Origin of the sequence: Streptomyces sp. NPDC057616 (assembly GCF_042800575.1) — a bacterium.
In the GTDB taxonomy this organism is placed as follows: domain Bacteria; phylum Actinomycetota; class Actinomycetes; order Streptomycetales; family Streptomycetaceae; genus Streptomyces.
Genome location: NZ_JBHVGU010000017.1, coordinates 26520 through 40377 on the forward strand (window position 1 = coordinate 26520; position 13858 = coordinate 40377).

Sequence of the window (13858 nt, forward strand, 5' to 3'; positions counted from 1 at the left end):
GGGTGGCTCACGACGACGCGAAGATCGTCTTCTTCTGGCGCTCGATGGACGACAGCAGGCTGTCGATGCCCTTCGGGTTCTGCAGGAACTTCTGCAGGCTGGGCTGCATCACCGTGGAGGTGAAGTCCGGCCGGGAGTCGCGGTCCATGAACTGGGTGAGGTTCTTGGCCCCGCTGATCATGGCGTACGCCTTCTTCTGCAGCGGCGTGTACGAGGAGGTGTCCGCCTTGCTGGAGGCCGCCACCACGCTGGAGTCGGCCTTGAGGTAGATCTGTTCGGCCTCCGGCGTGCCCAGGTACTCCATGAGCTTGACGACCCCCGCGTGGTTCTTCGGGGACTTGCTGACCATGAAGCCGTCGGTGGGCGCCTCCACGGTCTCCTGGCCGTAGGCGGAGTTGATCTCCGGGAAGGGGAAGAAGTCGAGGTCGTCGAGGTCGGCCTTGTTGGTGAACTGCTGGGCCACGAAGGAGCCGAGGACGTACATGCCCGACTTCTTGGCCACCAGGCCCTGCGCGGCGTCCTGCCAGGTGCGGCCCATGAAGCCGTCCTGGTGGTAGGGGAGGATCTCGGTCCAGTGGTCGAAGACGGCCTTGACCTTGGTGTCGGTCCAGGAGGCCTTGCCCGCCATCAGCGACTTGTGGAAGTCGTAGCCGTTGAGGCGGAAGTTGATCTGGTCGAAGGTGCCCATCGCCGGCCAGGCGTCCTTGTCGCCGAAGGCGATCGGGACCAGCCCGTCCTTCTTCATCTGCTTGCACAGGGCGACGAACTTGTCCCAGGTGGTGGGGACTTCGTAGCCGTGCTGCTGGAAGACGCTCTTGCGGTAGAAGATCGCCCACGGGTACGTGTACAGCGGCACGAAGTAGTACTTGCCGTCCTCGCCCTTGCTGAGCTGCTTCATCGCGTCGGGGAAGTTGCCGCCGATCTTCTGCCACACGTCGTCGATGGGCGAGGCGAGCTTCTTGGCCGCGAAGAACTGCATGCGGTAGCCGGCGAACCAGGTGAACACGTCGTCCGGGGTGCCCTGCAGATACGAGTTGATCTGCTCCTGGAAGGTGTTGTGGTCCTTGGTGTTGACGTCGACCGTGATGCCGGACTGCTTCTTGAAGGCCGCGTAGATCTCGGCGAAGGCCTTCTTCGGCACCGCGTCCGAGGCGTTGGAGCCGAGGCTGACGGTCTTGGGGTCGGATGAGCTGCCGCTGCCGCCGCAGGCGCTCAACAGGGGTATGCCGGCACCTGCGAGGAGGGCGGCGCCGCCCGCACCGCGCAGCAGGCTGCGGCGGCTGGGCGAAGGGAGCTCACGGCTGGAACGAGAGAGACCCGAGGGGGAGAGGTCTGACATAACGGCTCCTGAGGGCAGGGATTCGGTCACGGCTGCGCCATGTCGAAAGCATTCGAAACCGACCAGAAATCAACTCGACCGAACATCGTGGCGGTAATAACAGCCCCATATCCGGTCATCGGTCAATAGCTGCCCATGAGCTTTGTGGAAACGTAACCGACACACGTGCGATCGTTGCGTTCGAGGACCCGAACATACGGCTACGTAAGGTGCCTTACCGGAGCGCCCCAACAGCCGCCCGGCTGCCGGGACTTGGCGTCGAGCGGATCATCGCGTGGGCTCACCACGTGGGGCGCGCGGTCACCCCGCCGTCCACCACCAGATCGTGGCCGGTCACCCAGGACGCGAGCCGCGAGGCCAGGAACACGCAGGCGTCCCCGACGTCCTCCGCCCGCCCGAGCCGCCCGAGCGGCACCGCCTCCTGCCAGCGCCGCACCCCCTCCGGCCAGGCCTCCTCCAACCCGTCGCGCCCGATCAGGCCGGGCGAGACGGTGTTGACGCGGATGCCTGACACGCCGTACTCCAGGGCCGCCGCCCGGGCGTGCATCACGACGGCCGCCTTGGAGGCGCTGTAGTGCGCGTGCAGGGCCGCCGGCTGGCGTCCCTCGATGGAGGCGATGTGCGTCACGCTGCCGCCGCCGCGCTCCCGCATGACCTCGGCGGCGGCCTGCGTGCAGGCGAAGACGCTGGACAGGTTGGTGTCGACGACCGCCCGCCACTCGGCCGCACTCATCCCGGGCAGCTCCCGGGTCGGCTGCACCCCCGCGCTGTTGACCAGCGCGTCCAGTCCGCCGCGCCACGCGGCGGCCTCCCCCACCACCCGGCGGCAGGCGTCCTCGTCGGTGAGGTCGGCCCGCAGGACGACGGCCCGGCCGCCCGACTCCTCGATCCGCGCGGCCAGTTCACGCGTCGGCGCGAGCGCGGTGCGGCAGTGCAGCGCGACCGCGGCGCCCTCCTGCGCGAACCTGAGGGCGATGCTGCGTCCGATGCCACCGCCCGCACCCGTGACCAGGGCGGTCTGTCCGTCGAGAAGTCTCATGGCCGGGAGAGTCGCAGGATCCGGGCGGCCCGGTCCGGATACCGCGCCGTGAGCTCGGCCGCGTCCCCGTGCTCGTAACCCTCGAAGGTGAATCCCGGCGCCATGGTGCAGCCGAAGAACGTCCACGCCCCGGCCGTCCGGCCGCCCATCCAGGTGCCGGCGGGCACGGTCAGCTGAGGTCGCTGGCCGCCCAGGACGTCCGGCCCGAGGACGACCTCCGACGACGTCCCGTCGGGAGCGAGGAGCAGGAGCTCCAGCGGGTCGCCGAGGTAGTGGTGCCAGACCTCGTCGGTGGGCAGACGGTGCAGGGCGGAGAAATCGGAGGCGGTCAGCAGGGCGACGATCGCCGTCCCCTCGGGTCGCCCGTCCGGCCGCTCGGGGCCCGCCCACGTCTGGCGGTACAGGCCGCCCTCCCGGGGCAGGGGCTCGAGTCCGTAGTGGGCGACGAGGTCATCGGGCGTCATCCGGGGAAGGCTACCTCCCGCCGCAGGAACGCCAGTTGAGCGCGCTTCTCGGGCAGGTACACGTCCGGGACGTCGATCTCGGGCAGCACGACCACCGGGCCGGCCTCGAAGCCCTGGCGCAGGAAGCGGGCGACCGCCTTCTCGTTGCGCACGTCCGGGTCGACCACCACCCGGCGCCGGTCCAGCACCTCGAGGACGTACGAGGCGACGGCGGCCAGCAGCGCCGCGGACCAGCCGGGGCGCGCGCCGGCCGCCCCCGGGGGCGCGATCAGCAGATGGACGCCGATGTCGCCCTCGCGCACCTCGTAGCACTCGCCGACGCGGTCGGCCGCCGGCTCGTAGGTCTGCAGCAGCGCGGCCGGCGCCCCGTCCTTGACGACCAGGAAGGCGTGATGGGTGTCGAGCGATTCCATGTGCCCGTAGATCTCCTCGACCTGGTCGCGGCCGAGGCCGTTCATGCCCCAGAACACGGCCCGTTCCGCACTCACCCAGGGGTGCAGCACGGGCGCGTCGGCCCGGGGGTCGAGGGGCAGGACGCGGACGGTGCCGAAGCCGTCGACGTGCTGCGCGTGGACGGCGCTCCGGTCGGCGTACGGGTCAGACATCGCTCTCCTTGGTGAGCCGGCCGAAGTCGGTGACGACCGGGACGAGATCCCCCTTGAGCCACAAGGGGAGTTGATCGCGGTGGTGGGGCGAGCCGGGCACCCCGGACGCCCCGAGCGGGACCACCCAGCGGCTGTCCTCGCGCCGCGCCAGGTCCCACACGTAGCGGGCGGCCGGTCCGCGCGCGCTCAGCGCGGTCAGGCCGGGCACGGTGGAGGTGCACAGCACGCAGTCGTGGTCGCCGGACAGACCGGGTTCCTCGTACGAGGCGGTGGGCAGCGCCCGCCAGGGGGCGAGGCGGTGGACGTCGCCCCAGGTCCCGGCGGGCGGCTCGGCGGCCACCTCCTCCAGGGCCGCCCGCACCGCGCCCGCCCGGTCGACGCCGTACAACTCCTCGGCCCTCAGCAGGTGTTCGAGCGCGAAGGCGATGCGGGGCAGGAGGGCGAGCCAGGGCAGGAAGACCTCCGGATGGGCGGGCGGGACGGCCAGCGCGGCGAACGCCGGGTGCGCGGCGAGGCGCCGTACGACCGCGCCGCGCACCGCCGCGTAGCAGGCCGCGTCGGCGCTGTCCGCGTCCATGCGGCGGTCCCAGCGCAGCAGCCGACCGCGCAGGGCGGCGGCCCCGGGAGACAGGCCCTCCAGGGCCGCCAGACGGTCCAGCAGCGGGCCCGCGGAGGCGAGATGGGTGTCCATGTGGAGGGCGGGCATGTCGCCGGGCGCCCAGTGGTCCTGCTGTGCCAGCAGGCCCGCGATGCGGTCGGCGCGGTGCGGCGGGGCGAACTCGACGCCGAGCGGCGTGGCGAGGCCGCGCTGGTTGGCCATCACGGCGACGCCGCCCGTGACGTCGGCCCGCGGCATCCGCTCCCAGCCCTGCCACGCGTGCCCGGGCTCCCAGGCGGGCACCAGCCGGGTCCGGTTGGCCTCGGAGCGCACGGGCACCCGCCCCGCGACCCGGTGCAGCAGCCCGCCCTCGGTGTCGGCGGCCAGCACGACGTTGACCGGCTCGACCCACCGCTCGACGGCCCGGTCGACGTCGGCGACACCGCGGGCGCGCAGCAGGGGCAGGAGCGCGCCGAAGCCGAGGTCGGCGGTGACTCGGGGCGGGTGGCGCAGGCTGAATGCGACCGGGGGTGTGCCGGGGACGCCCGCGTCGAGGCCCTCGGGACCGCCGATCACCACCGGCCCCCGGTCCGTCTCGATCACCTCGACCTCGACCGGGTCCTCGCCGGCCACCTCGACGGTCTCCGTGTGCCGGGCGGCGCGGCGCCAGTTGCCGTCCGGGCCGAGGGCCTCGACACCCGCGCCCGTGCGCCGCAGCCGCTCCCGGTACAGGTCCTGGTAGTCGGCCATGGCGTTGGTGATGGCCCAGGCGACGGTGCCGGTGTGGCCGAAGTGGGCGATGCCCGGGACGCCGGGCACGGCGAGGCCGACGACGTCGAACTCCGGGCAGGAGAGGTGGATCTGCTGGTAGACGCCGGGGTCCTCGATGAAGCGGTGCGGGTCGCCCGCGATGACGGCGTGCCCGGTCGCGGTCCGCTCGCCGCCCACCAGCCAGCCGTTGGAGCCGGCGGTGCCCGGTCCGTCGGTGGCGAACAGGCCGACGGCCTCCTCCCCCAGATGGCGCACCGCCTCCTCGCGCCAGAGCTTTGCGGGGAAGCCCGCGAACAGGATGTGCGTCGCGAGCCAGACGCCGAGCGGGGTCCAGGGCTCCCACCCGCCGGGGGTCGGTCCCGCGGCCGCGAACTCGGGCGCCGCGGCGGCAGTCGGCTCCCCGCCGGCCCCCGCGGCCGGCTGCTCCCCGCCGGCCCCCTCGGCCAGCCCCTCGTCGACCCCCTCGACGTACGCCCGCACCCAGTCCGCCGTCTCCGCGTCCCGCCGCTCCAGGGCGGCGAAGCAGCGGCGGGCGGTGTCGTCGAGGCGGGCCCGGCGCACGAAGACGTCCCAGGGCAGCGCCCCGGTGCCGAGGAAGGAGGCGGAGGTGCCCCGGGCGCGGTGCCGTTCGACCTCCAGCTGCCAGGCACGGTCGCGGGCGGTGACGCGGCCCTGGGCCCGGGCCAGTTCGCGGGCGCTGCCGGCACGCAGGTGGGGGATGCCCCATGCGTCTCGGTAGATCTCGGTCGGCACCCTGTGACCCCTCTGCATTTTAGGTTAGCCTCACCTAAGTAATCGGTGCAGGAATCGTACGTGAGGGGTGGAGAGGGCATGGCGCAGGGGCGGGGCTGGGAGGGCACGGTCCTCCGGCTGATGCGGGCGAAGGACTTCACCCTGACCGTCACGCGGGCCGAGGACGTCACATCGCTCTACCGGCGGCTGCGGCTGACCGACGGCGGTCTGCTCGCCGCGGCCGGCGTCCACCCCGCCATGTGGGTCCGGCTGTGGTTCACCAACGCGGGCAGGCCGCACCAGCGTGCGTACACGCTGGTCGACCCGGACCCCGCGACCGGCGCCTTCACGCTGGAGTTCGCCCTGCACGAGGGCGCCGCCGGCGACTGGGCCCGGGCCGCGCGACCCGGCGACACCATCGAGGCGACCGTCCAGGGCACCCGCTTCGACGAGCCGGAGCCCGCGCCCACGCACGTGCTCGCCGTGGGCGACCCGGCCGCGCTGCCCGCCATCAACTCCGTGCTCGGCGCCTTCGGTCCGGTCCCCGCGACCATCTGGTTCGAGGGCGGCCAGGACGATCCGCCCTTCCGCACCGACGCCGACCGGCACGAGCTGCGGCACGTCTCCCGCGGGGAACTGGTCGACCGCGTCCGCGCCGAACTCCCCGCGATCCTGGCGGGCAGCGCGCACCCCTACGTCTGGATCACCTGCGACACCCGCACCACCCGGACCCTGTCCGCCTACGTCCGCAGGGACCTCGGCGTCCCGAAGGACCGGGTGCACGCCCTGGGGTACTGGCGGGCCGACTGACCGCACAACCATTCGTGCGGCTCGTGTGTCCAATGGGCCGTCCGCAGACCTGTGTTCCCGTGTCGAGGAGTCCCGTTGCGCAGAGCCGTCACGGCCGCCGCCGTGCTCGCCGCCGCCGTCGCCGTCCCGCTGAACCCCGTGCCGGCCTCGGCCGCCTCGCCCTACAAGGGGGCCAACGCGGCAGCCGTGCAGGACGACTTCAACGGCGACGGATACCGCGACCTGGCGGTCGGCGCGCCCTACGCGGCCAACGGCGCCGTGGACGCGGCCGGTGCGGTCGTCGTGCTGTACGGCTCGTCGTCGTCGGTGAGCGCGACACGGCGCACGGTCCTCACCCAGGCGACCGCGGGAATCCCCGGGGACCCGGAGGAGTACGACGGCTTCGGGCGGGCGGTCACCAGCGCCGACCTGGACCGGGACGGATACGCGGACCTCATCGTCGGCACGTCCGACGAGGCCGTCGGCAGCAACGACGCCCGGGGCTCGGTGACCGTCGTCTGGGGCGGGCCCGACGGGCTCAAGGGCGGCACGAACATCTCCGTGCCCACCGGCTACGGGGACGGCAGGACGTACTGCCGCTTCGGCCTGTCCCTGGCCACGGGCGACATGAACGGCGACGGCGCCCCCGAGCTGAGCGTCGGATCGGGCTGCGACGCCGCCACGTACACGGGCCCGTTCACCCGCACCGGCAAGGCGGCCCAGACGGCCCTCGACCGGTTCTACGGCGAGACGCGCGGTGTCGTGATGGGCGACGTCGACGGCGACGGGCACGCGGAGCAGTTCTGGCTGCCCGGCCCCACCGACGGCGACCTGCGCGGACCGGTGTTCGTCCAGCACGGCGCCCCGGTGGGCGAGCCCCAGCCGGCCTCACCGCGCACCGAACTCCCCTTGGCCGACGGCCACGCCGGCATGGTCGGCGACATCAACGGCGACGGCTACGGCGACCTCGTCACCGGCATCTCCAGCGACGACTCCATGTCCGGCGGCCCGGCCGGCTGGGCCCGCCGCGGCGGCGAGATCCAGGTCCTCTACGGCAGCGCCCAGGGCATCACCGCCGGTCAGCAGCCGCAGGTCTTCCACCAGGACACGGCGGGCGTGCCCGGCGCGGCGGAGGACGGCGACCAGTTCGGCCAGTCCCTCTCCGTCGCCGACCTGGACGGCGACGGATACGCCGACGTACTGGTCGGCGCCCCCGGGGAGGCCGTCGGCACGCACATGGCCGCCGGCACCGCCGTCCTGCTGCGCGGCTCCGCCGGCGGCCTGACCACCGCCAAGGCGGCCGGCTACACCCAGGACACGGCGGGCGTGCCGGGTTCCGTCGAGACCGGCGACCAGTTCGGCGCCGCCGTGCACCTCGTCGACCTGAACAAGGACGGCAAGCTGGAAACGGTCGTCGGCGCGCCCACCGAGAACTCCGACGGCTGCGTCTGGATCGCCCGCGGCTCGGCCTCCGGCCCGGTCCCGAACGGCTCGGTGAACGTGTGCGGCAAGAGCTCCGGGATCGGCGTCCACGGCGTCAAGGGCTACTTCGGCGCGGCGCTCGCCGGCGTTCACGTGGAGCAATGACCCCCGCCGGGGCATGATCGGGGACATGGACGTCACCCTTCACCTCGCCCAGGACTCCGCGGCCGACGAACTCCTCGGGCGCTCCCCGCTCGCCGCGCTCACCGGGATGCTGCTGGACCAGCAGATCCCGATGGAGTGGGCGTTCAAGGGCCCGCGCACGATCGCGGACCGGCTCGGCGCCGACGACCTGGACGCGCACGACATCGCCGCCATGGACCCCGAGGCGTTCGGCGCGCTGCTGTCCGAGAAGCCGGCCGTGCACCGCTACCCGGGCTCCATGGCCAAGCGCGTCCAGCAGCTGTGCCAGTACCTCGTGGAGCACTACGACGGGAACGCCGAGCTCGTCTGGAAAGGCGTGAGCGACGGCCGGGAGCTGCTGAAGCGGCTCCAGGAGCTGCCCGGCTTCGGCAAGCAGAAGGCGCAGATCTTCCTGGCCTTGCTCGGCAAGCAGCTGGGGGTGCGTCCGGAGGGCTGGCGCGAGGCGGCCGGCTCGTACGGCGACGTGGACTCCTTCCGCTCCGTCGCCGACATCACCGGGCCGGAGTCGCTGACCAAGGTGCGGGCGTTCAAGCAGGAGGCGAAGGCGGCCGCCAAGGCCGCGAAGGCCGCCGGGAAGTAGGCGTCAGCCGACCGGCTCCCCGGGGTGGCGGGGCGCGCGCCGCCGGTCCGAGCATGGAGCATGACCGACCCACCGAACACCTGGGGCCCGGAGTACGACGACCGCAAGGTCCACGCCGGCACCGTCCACGGCGCGGCCGCGCCGGGCACCCACGCACCGGAACCGCCCTTCGAGGGCCCTCTGCACGCCCTGTCCCAGGCCGCCTGGCAGGTCGTCCTGCTCACCGGCGTCGCCTCGCTGATCCTCGGTGTCCTGGTCCTCGTCTGGCCCGGCGCCTCTCTGTTCGCGGCCGGCGTCCTGTTCGGCCTCTACCTGCTGTGCAGCGGCGTCTTCCAGCTGGTCGCCGCCTTCGGCACGCACCGGACGACCTCGCTGCGCGTGCTGGCCTTCATCAGCGGCGCCCTGTCGATCATGCTGGGCCTGTTCTGCTTCCGCGGGCCCATGCAGTCGACCCTGCTGCTCGCGCTGTGGATCGGCATCGGCTGGCTGATCCGCGGAATCACCCAGACCCTGGCCGCCGTCCACGACTCGTCCATGCCGGCCCGCGGCTGGCAGATCCTCCTCGGGGTCGTCACGTTCGTCGCCGGCATCGTCCTGATCGACTCGCCCTTCGAGTCCGTCGCCGTCCTCACCCTGGTCGGCGGCATCTGGCTGGTCGCGGTCGGTGTCGTCGAGATCGTCACGGCGCTCCGTATGCGGGGCCGGGCCCAGCAGGTGCCGCGCACCGTGTAGCCGTACGCAATACGGGCGTATCTCGCCTCCGGTGTGCTGAACACCGGGTGCGTCGTGGGCAGACGACCTCCCGTGAGCACCGCACGAAGCCTGCCCTGCGGCCGCACCTGGCTGCGGGCGCTCGTGCTGCTGTGCGCGCTGCTGGTGCCGGGCGCCCACTCCCAGGTGCACGCGACGCCCGCCGTGACCGCCGAGATCGTCGAGTACGACGTCCTGGACGCGGCCGTGCGCCCGCCGTCCGACGTCGTCCGCCGGAGTGCCGTACCGCTGCCCCTCGCACCGGGCGGCGCCCCGGCGCCCGCCGCCCCGCGCGGCGGTGCCCTGCCCGTGCCGCCACGGCCGCCGCATCCCCTGCCCGCCCTGCGCACCGTGGTCCTGCGCTGCTGACCGTCCCCGCTCCCCGGGACCAGTCGGCACTACACGAGGACCACAGCCATGCCCACCGACCCGTACGCGGTCCTGCGCGCCCTGCTGCGCGCGGAGGCCGCACGCAGCGCGCCCAAGAGGCGGGACGCGCAGAAACCGCAACCCCAGCAGCCCGCGCGCAAGCAGGGCCGCTGATCACCCCCGGCGGAGGCGGGCCTACCGCCTCCGCCGGGCCGTCCCGAACAGCGAGCGGGTGATCTCCCGCCCGATCTGCGTGCCCACCGACCGCGCCAGCGACTTGAACATGCCGCTGCCGACGACCTGTTCGACCACGGAGTGCTCCTCCTCGGCCTTCGGGGCGGACCTGGGCCGGGTCTGCGCCGCCATCTCCTCCGGCCCCTTGGCGCCTGCGGACGACCTGGCGGCCTCCAGCCTCTCGTAGGCCGACTCCCTGTCCACAGCCTGTGCGTAGCGGCCGTGCAGCGGCGAGGCCTGCACCGCCGCGTCGAGGGCGCCGGCCTCGACCGGCCCCATCAGGGACTCGGGGGCGCGCAGCCGGGTCGCCGCGACCGGAGTCGGGGCCCCCTTCTCGCTCAGCACCGTCACCACGGCCTCCCCGGTCCCGAGCCCGGTGAGCAGCTCCTCCAGGTCGTAGGAGGAGTTCGGGAAGGTCTTCACGGTCGCCTTCAGGGCCTTCTGGTCGTCGGGCGTGAAGGCCCGCAGCGCGTGCTGGACCCGGTTGCCGAGCTGCCCGAGGACGTCGGACGGTACGTCCTTCGGGGTCTGCGTGACGAAGAAGACGCCGACCCCTTTCGAGCGAATGAGCCGCACGGTCTGGGTGATCGAGTCCAGGAATGCCTTCGAGGCGTCGCTGAACAGCAGATGCGCCTCGTCGAAGAAGAAGACGAGCCGCGGCTTGTCCGCGTCGCCCACCTCGGGCAGGTCGTGGAAGAGGTCGGCCAGCAGCCACATCAGGAAGGTCGAGAACAGCTGCGGCTTGTCCTGCACGGCGGGCAGTTCGAGGACGGAGACCGTGCCGCGCCCGTCCTCGGCCGTCCGCAGGAGCTCGCCGGTGTCGAACTCCGGCTCGCCGAAGAAGCCGGCCGCCCCCTGGGCCTCGAAGGCGGTCAGCGAGCGCAGGATCACCCCGGCCGTGGCGGTCGACAGCCCGCCGATGTTCTTCAGCTCCGCCTTGCCCTCGTCCGAGGTCAGGAAGGCGACGACGGCCCGCAGGTCCTTGAGGTCGACCAGCTCCAGACCCTTGGTGTCGGCGTAGTGGAAGATCAGGCCGAGGGACTGCTCCTGGGTCTGGTTCAGCCCGAGCACCTTGGACAGCAGGACCGGCCCGAAGCTGGTGATCGTGGCCCGTACGGGAATGCCGTGCCCGAGGCCGCCGAGCGCGTAGAACTGGGCCGGGAACCCGGCCGGCGTCCACTCCTGGTGGACCTCGGCGGCCCGCCCCCGCACCGTGTCGTTCGGCTGCCCGGGCGCCGAGATGCCGGACAGGTCGCCCTTCACGTCGGCCAGGAAGACCGGCACGCCCTGCGCCGAGAGCTGCTCGGCGATCAGCTGGAGCGTCTTGGTCTTGCCGGTGCCGGTGGCGCCCGCGACCAGGCCGTGGCGGTTGAGCATGGGCAGCGGGATGCGGATCTGCGCGTCCGGCAGGCACGACCCGTCCCACAGCAGGGCTCCCAGATCGAGCGCCGGCCCGGTGAAGGCGTATCCGGAGGCGATCTCCAGGGCCCCCCGCGGGAGGGCCGGAGCACTTCCCGGTGCCTCGGGAGCGGTGGCCGGACGCATGGTCTCGCTGTCACTCATATCGGGCCCCTGTTGCTGTTTGCCCCGTTATGAAACTTCTTTTCCAGCGTCGCACTCCGTCTCCATGGCTGCGCCCGGAAGGTCTTGACCGGTAGGCTTTCCGTGTGATCTTCAAGCGCATCGGAAACGGCCGGCCGTACCCCGACCACGGCCGGGAAAGCACCCGGCAGTGGGCGGACGTCGCGCCGCGCCCGGTCCGCCTCGATCAGCTCGTCACCACCAAGGGACAGCTCGACCTGGAGACCCTCCTGGCCGAGGACTCGACCTTCTACGGCGACCTGTTCGCACACGTGGTCAAGTGGCAGGGCGACCTGTATCTGGAGGACGGTCTCCACCGCGCGGTGCGGGCGGCCCTCCAGCAGCGTCAGGTGCTGCACGCGCGCGTGCTCGAACTGGACTGAGCCCCGCCCCGGCGCGGCCCGCCGGTAAAGGCTTGGCCCTTTTGGGTTCACCTGCGCGGACTGCAATGATCATCTAGTAGGCATTGCCGCTCAGGCGCACTACGCTGCGCCCATGAGCATGCTGACTCCCCCGGGCATGGGCGGCAAGTACAAGATCACGGGGGACAAATACCCCCGGATGCGCCAGCGCCGTCGGCGCGGCAGGCTCGTCGCCGCGGTCGTGGCCTCCGTCGCCGCGCTCGCGATCGTCGCCTGGGGCACGCTGCAGCTCATCGACGTCTTCACCGGCGGCGGCAAGAAGGCCTCGGCGGCCGGCACCAAGGCGGACTGCGGGTCCAAGGTGAGCCCGTCGGCCGCCGCCACCGGCACCAAGGGCGCCGCCGCCCCCAGGCCCGGCCAGATCACGGTGAACGTCTACAACGCCACCACGCGCAGCGGCCTGGCCAAGACCACGGCGGACGAGCTCAAGAAGCGCGGCTTCAAGATCGGCGACGTGGGCAACGCGTCCAAGGAGTTCGACAAGAAGGTCAAGGGCACGGGAGTCCTGCTGGGCCCCGCGTCCTCCCTGAACAGCTCGCTGCCGGTCCTCGCCACACAGCTCTCCACCGCCGAACGCCGCACGGACGCTGCCCGCAAGGGCGCCGACGTGGACCTGGTCATCGGCGACGGCTTCAAGACCCTGACGGCCAAGCCGACGGCGGACAAGGCCCTGGCGGCCCTGCAGAACCCCAAGCCGACGCCGACGTCGAAGAAGGCTTGCTAGCAACGCCCCGAGGGGCACGGGGACTGCGCGACCAGCCGCACGAGACCGGCAGCCGCCGACACACCCGCACCCCGACGGCGACATCGGCGAACGCTAGTCCGCCGAGCCGTAGAGGCGATCGCCCGCGTCCCCCAGCCCCGGCACGATGTACCCGTGCTCGTTGAGCCGCTCGTCGACCGCGGCCGTCACCACGGTCACCGGCGTGCCCGCCAGCTCCCGCTCCATCAGCTCGACGCCCTCCGGCGTGGCGAGGAGCACCACGGCCGTCACGTCGTCCGCGCCGCGCTTGATCAGCTCCTGGATCGCCGCGACCAGCGTGCCGCCGGTGGCCAGCATCGGGTCGAGGACGTACACCTGCCGCCCGGAGAGGTCCTCGGGCATGCGGGAGGCGTACGTGGACGCCTGGAGCGTCTCCTCGTTGCGGATCATGCCCAGGAAGCCCACCTCGGCGGTCGGCAGCAGCCGGACCATGCCGTCCAGCATGCCGAGACCGGCGCGCAGGATCGGCACCACCAGCGGGCGCGGATAGGAGAGCTTCACGCCGGTCGTCGGGGCGACCGGGGTGACGATGTCGACCTGCTCGGTGCGCACGTCACGTGTGGCCTCGTACGCGAGCAGGGTGACCAGCTCGTCGGCGAGCCTGCGGAAGGTCGCGGAGTCGGTGCGCCGGTCGCGCAGGGTGGTGAGCTTGTGGGCGACCAGGGGGTGGTCGACGACGTGGAGACGCATGCCCTAACAGTAACCGCGCCCCCGTAACCCTTGCGCTGGCATCAAACCGCCCATCAGAGGGAAAGTGGGAGGGACGGACCGGGGGGTGGTGAGCCTATGCCTGACCTGCCTGAGAGCGAAGCCGAGAAGGACGCGTCGCCGGACGAGAGCGACGCGGAGCGCCGTCGCCGCAGGGCCCAGTTCCTGCGTGATCTCGCCGAGGCACGCGAACTGCGCGACCGTGTCCAGCCCCGCCGCGCCAAGACCGCCCGGCTGCGCCACGCCATGCGCATGCGCACCTTCCGCTGGTAACTCCGGCCGAACCCAAGGCGCGTGGAAGGGCGGCCCTTTGCGCGCCGACAAGGATCGCCGCGTACGATCCCGCTCGTGGTCGATCAAAACGGGCGGACACAGGGAGCGGAAGACGTCCCCTGAAGGCCTTGTTTCTGCCACGATTCCGAGTGGGTGGGGCTCGGAGCACAGCTCTCCCCGCCCAGAACCTCCGCCGGGGGGACCCCCAACCGGCA

At 72.4% G+C, this 13858-nt stretch carries 16 protein-coding genes; 9 read left to right on the forward strand and 7 right to left on the reverse strand.

The features are described from left to right. Positions 1-7: 7 nt before the first annotated feature. The 5 genes from ACFU97_RS22015 to ACFU97_RS22035 form a co-directional block, all read right to left on the reverse strand. Positions 8-1339, reverse strand: coding sequence for an ABC transporter substrate-binding protein (locus tag ACFU97_RS22015; protein WP_384259005.1), 1332 nt, complete (start codon positions 1337-1339; stop codon positions 8-10). Positions 1340-1619: 280 nt separating this feature from the next. Further along, positions 1620-2378, reverse strand: a complete 759-nt coding sequence (locus tag ACFU97_RS22020; protein WP_384259008.1) for an SDR family NAD(P)-dependent oxidoreductase — start codon at positions 2376-2378, stop codon at positions 1620-1622. Further along, entirely contained in the window at positions 2375-2842 is a 468-nt protein-coding gene (locus ACFU97_RS22025; protein ID WP_384259010.1) for a cupin domain-containing protein, read from the reverse strand. The genes ACFU97_RS22020 and ACFU97_RS22025 overlap by 4 nt, the downstream gene beginning before the upstream one ends. After that, positions 2839-3447 (reverse strand): GNAT family N-acetyltransferase, encoded by a 609-nt coding sequence (locus tag ACFU97_RS22030; protein WP_384259013.1) that lies wholly within the window; start codon positions 3445-3447, stop codon positions 2839-2841. Before ACFU97_RS22030 ends, ACFU97_RS22025 begins: the two co-directional genes overlap by 4 nt. Continuing rightward, positions 3440-5569, reverse strand: a complete 2130-nt coding sequence (locus ACFU97_RS22035; protein WP_384259015.1) for a penicillin acylase family protein — start codon at positions 5567-5569, stop codon at positions 3440-3442. The genes ACFU97_RS22030 and ACFU97_RS22035 overlap by 8 nt, the downstream gene beginning before the upstream one ends. Before the next feature lie 78 nt (positions 5570-5647). Here ACFU97_RS22035 and ACFU97_RS22040 point away from each other — a divergent pair, with 78 nt between their 5' ends. From ACFU97_RS22040 to ACFU97_RS22065, 6 genes are all read left to right on the forward strand, one after another. Beyond that, positions 5648-6358 carry a siderophore-interacting protein gene (locus tag ACFU97_RS22040; protein ID WP_384259017.1) on the forward strand — a complete coding sequence of 237 codons (711 nt, stop codon included), beginning with the start codon at positions 5648-5650 and terminating at the stop codon, positions 6356-6358. Between the two features lie 75 nt (positions 6359-6433). Then, complete coding sequence (locus tag ACFU97_RS22045) at positions 6434-7924, forward strand: FG-GAP and VCBS repeat-containing protein (protein ID WP_384259019.1); 1491 nt, start codon at positions 6434-6436, stop codon at positions 7922-7924. A 25-nt stretch (positions 7925-7949) separates the two neighbouring features. After that, entirely contained in the window at positions 7950-8543 is a 594-nt protein-coding gene (locus ACFU97_RS22050) for an HhH-GPD-type base excision DNA repair protein (protein ID WP_384259021.1), read from the forward strand. Between the two features lie 60 nt (positions 8544-8603). Further along, on the forward strand, positions 8604-9275 hold the full coding sequence (locus ACFU97_RS22055; protein WP_384259024.1) for an HdeD family acid-resistance protein: 672 nt from the start codon (positions 8604-8606) through the stop codon (positions 9273-9275). A gap of 72 nt (positions 9276-9347) precedes the next feature. Then, positions 9348-9662, forward strand: a complete 315-nt coding sequence (locus ACFU97_RS22060) for a hypothetical protein (protein ID WP_384259026.1) — start codon at positions 9348-9350, stop codon at positions 9660-9662. A gap of 48 nt (positions 9663-9710) precedes the next feature. Then, on the forward strand, positions 9711-9836 hold the full coding sequence (locus tag ACFU97_RS22065; RefSeq protein ID WP_384259028.1) for a hypothetical protein: 126 nt from the start codon (positions 9711-9713) through the stop codon (positions 9834-9836). 21 nt (positions 9837-9857) lie between these two features. Here ACFU97_RS22065 and ACFU97_RS22070 read toward each other — a convergent pair whose 3' ends face one another. Then, on the reverse strand, positions 9858-11459 hold the full coding sequence (locus tag ACFU97_RS22070; RefSeq protein WP_384259031.1) for a helicase HerA-like domain-containing protein: 1602 nt from the start codon (positions 11457-11459) through the stop codon (positions 9858-9860). Positions 11460-11563: 104 nt separating this feature from the next. On the opposite strand from ACFU97_RS22070, the gene ACFU97_RS22075 reads away from it, so the two are divergent. Further along, positions 11564-11860 (forward strand): type II toxin-antitoxin system VapB family antitoxin, encoded by a 297-nt coding sequence (locus ACFU97_RS22075; RefSeq protein ID WP_003999914.1) that lies wholly within the window; start codon positions 11564-11566, stop codon positions 11858-11860. A 112-nt stretch (positions 11861-11972) separates the two neighbouring features. Then, positions 11973-12623 carry a LytR C-terminal domain-containing protein gene (locus ACFU97_RS22080; RefSeq protein WP_384259034.1) on the forward strand — a complete coding sequence of 217 codons (651 nt, stop codon included), beginning with the start codon at positions 11973-11975 and terminating at the stop codon, positions 12621-12623. Positions 12624-12716: 93 nt separating this feature from the next. Here the strand turns inward: ACFU97_RS22080 and upp are convergent, their stop codons facing one another. Beyond that, positions 12717-13352: a uracil phosphoribosyltransferase gene (gene upp, locus ACFU97_RS22085; RefSeq protein WP_384259036.1), complete on the reverse strand. Its 636-nt coding sequence runs from the start codon at positions 13350-13352 to the stop codon at positions 12717-12719. A gap of 96 nt (positions 13353-13448) precedes the next feature. On the opposite strand from upp, the gene ACFU97_RS22090 reads away from it, so the two are divergent. After that, positions 13449-13643: a hypothetical protein gene (locus ACFU97_RS22090; RefSeq protein ID WP_384259038.1), complete on the forward strand. Its 195-nt coding sequence runs from the start codon at positions 13449-13451 to the stop codon at positions 13641-13643. Positions 13644-13858 lie beyond the last annotated feature (215 nt).

Coding starts and splice junctions, on each gene's coding strand:
- ACFU97_RS22015 (WP_384259005.1), bottom strand. CDS start 1,339: ATGTCAGACCTCTCCCCCTCGGGTCTCTCTCGTTCCAGCCGTGAGCTC.
- ACFU97_RS22020 (WP_384259008.1), bottom strand. CDS start 2,378: ATGAGACTTCTCGACGGACAGACCGCCCTGGTCACGGGTGCGGGCGGT.
- ACFU97_RS22025 (WP_384259010.1), bottom strand. CDS start 2,842: ATGACGCCCGATGACCTCGTCGCCCACTACGGACTCGAGCCCCTGCCC.
- ACFU97_RS22030 (WP_384259013.1), bottom strand. CDS start 3,447: ATGTCTGACCCGTACGCCGACCGGAGCGCCGTCCACGCGCAGCACGTC.
- ACFU97_RS22040 (WP_384259017.1), top strand. CDS start 5,648: ATGGCGCAGGGGCGGGGCTGGGAGGGCACGGTCCTCCGGCTGATGCGG.
- ACFU97_RS22050 (WP_384259021.1), top strand. CDS start 7,950: ATGGACGTCACCCTTCACCTCGCCCAGGACTCCGCGGCCGACGAACTC.
- ACFU97_RS22055 (WP_384259024.1), top strand. CDS start 8,604: ATGACCGACCCACCGAACACCTGGGGCCCGGAGTACGACGACCGCAAG.
- ACFU97_RS22065 (WP_384259028.1), top strand. CDS start 9,711: ATGCCCACCGACCCGTACGCGGTCCTGCGCGCCCTGCTGCGCGCGGAG.
- ACFU97_RS22070 (WP_384259031.1), bottom strand. CDS start 11,459: ATGAGTGACAGCGAGACCATGCGTCCGGCCACCGCTCCCGAGGCACCG.
- ACFU97_RS22080 (WP_384259034.1), top strand. CDS start 11,973: ATGAGCATGCTGACTCCCCCGGGCATGGGCGGCAAGTACAAGATCACG.
- upp (WP_384259036.1), bottom strand. CDS start 13,352: ATGCGTCTCCACGTCGTCGACCACCCCCTGGTCGCCCACAAGCTCACC.
- ACFU97_RS22090 (WP_384259038.1), top strand. CDS start 13,449: ATGCCTGACCTGCCTGAGAGCGAAGCCGAGAAGGACGCGTCGCCGGAC.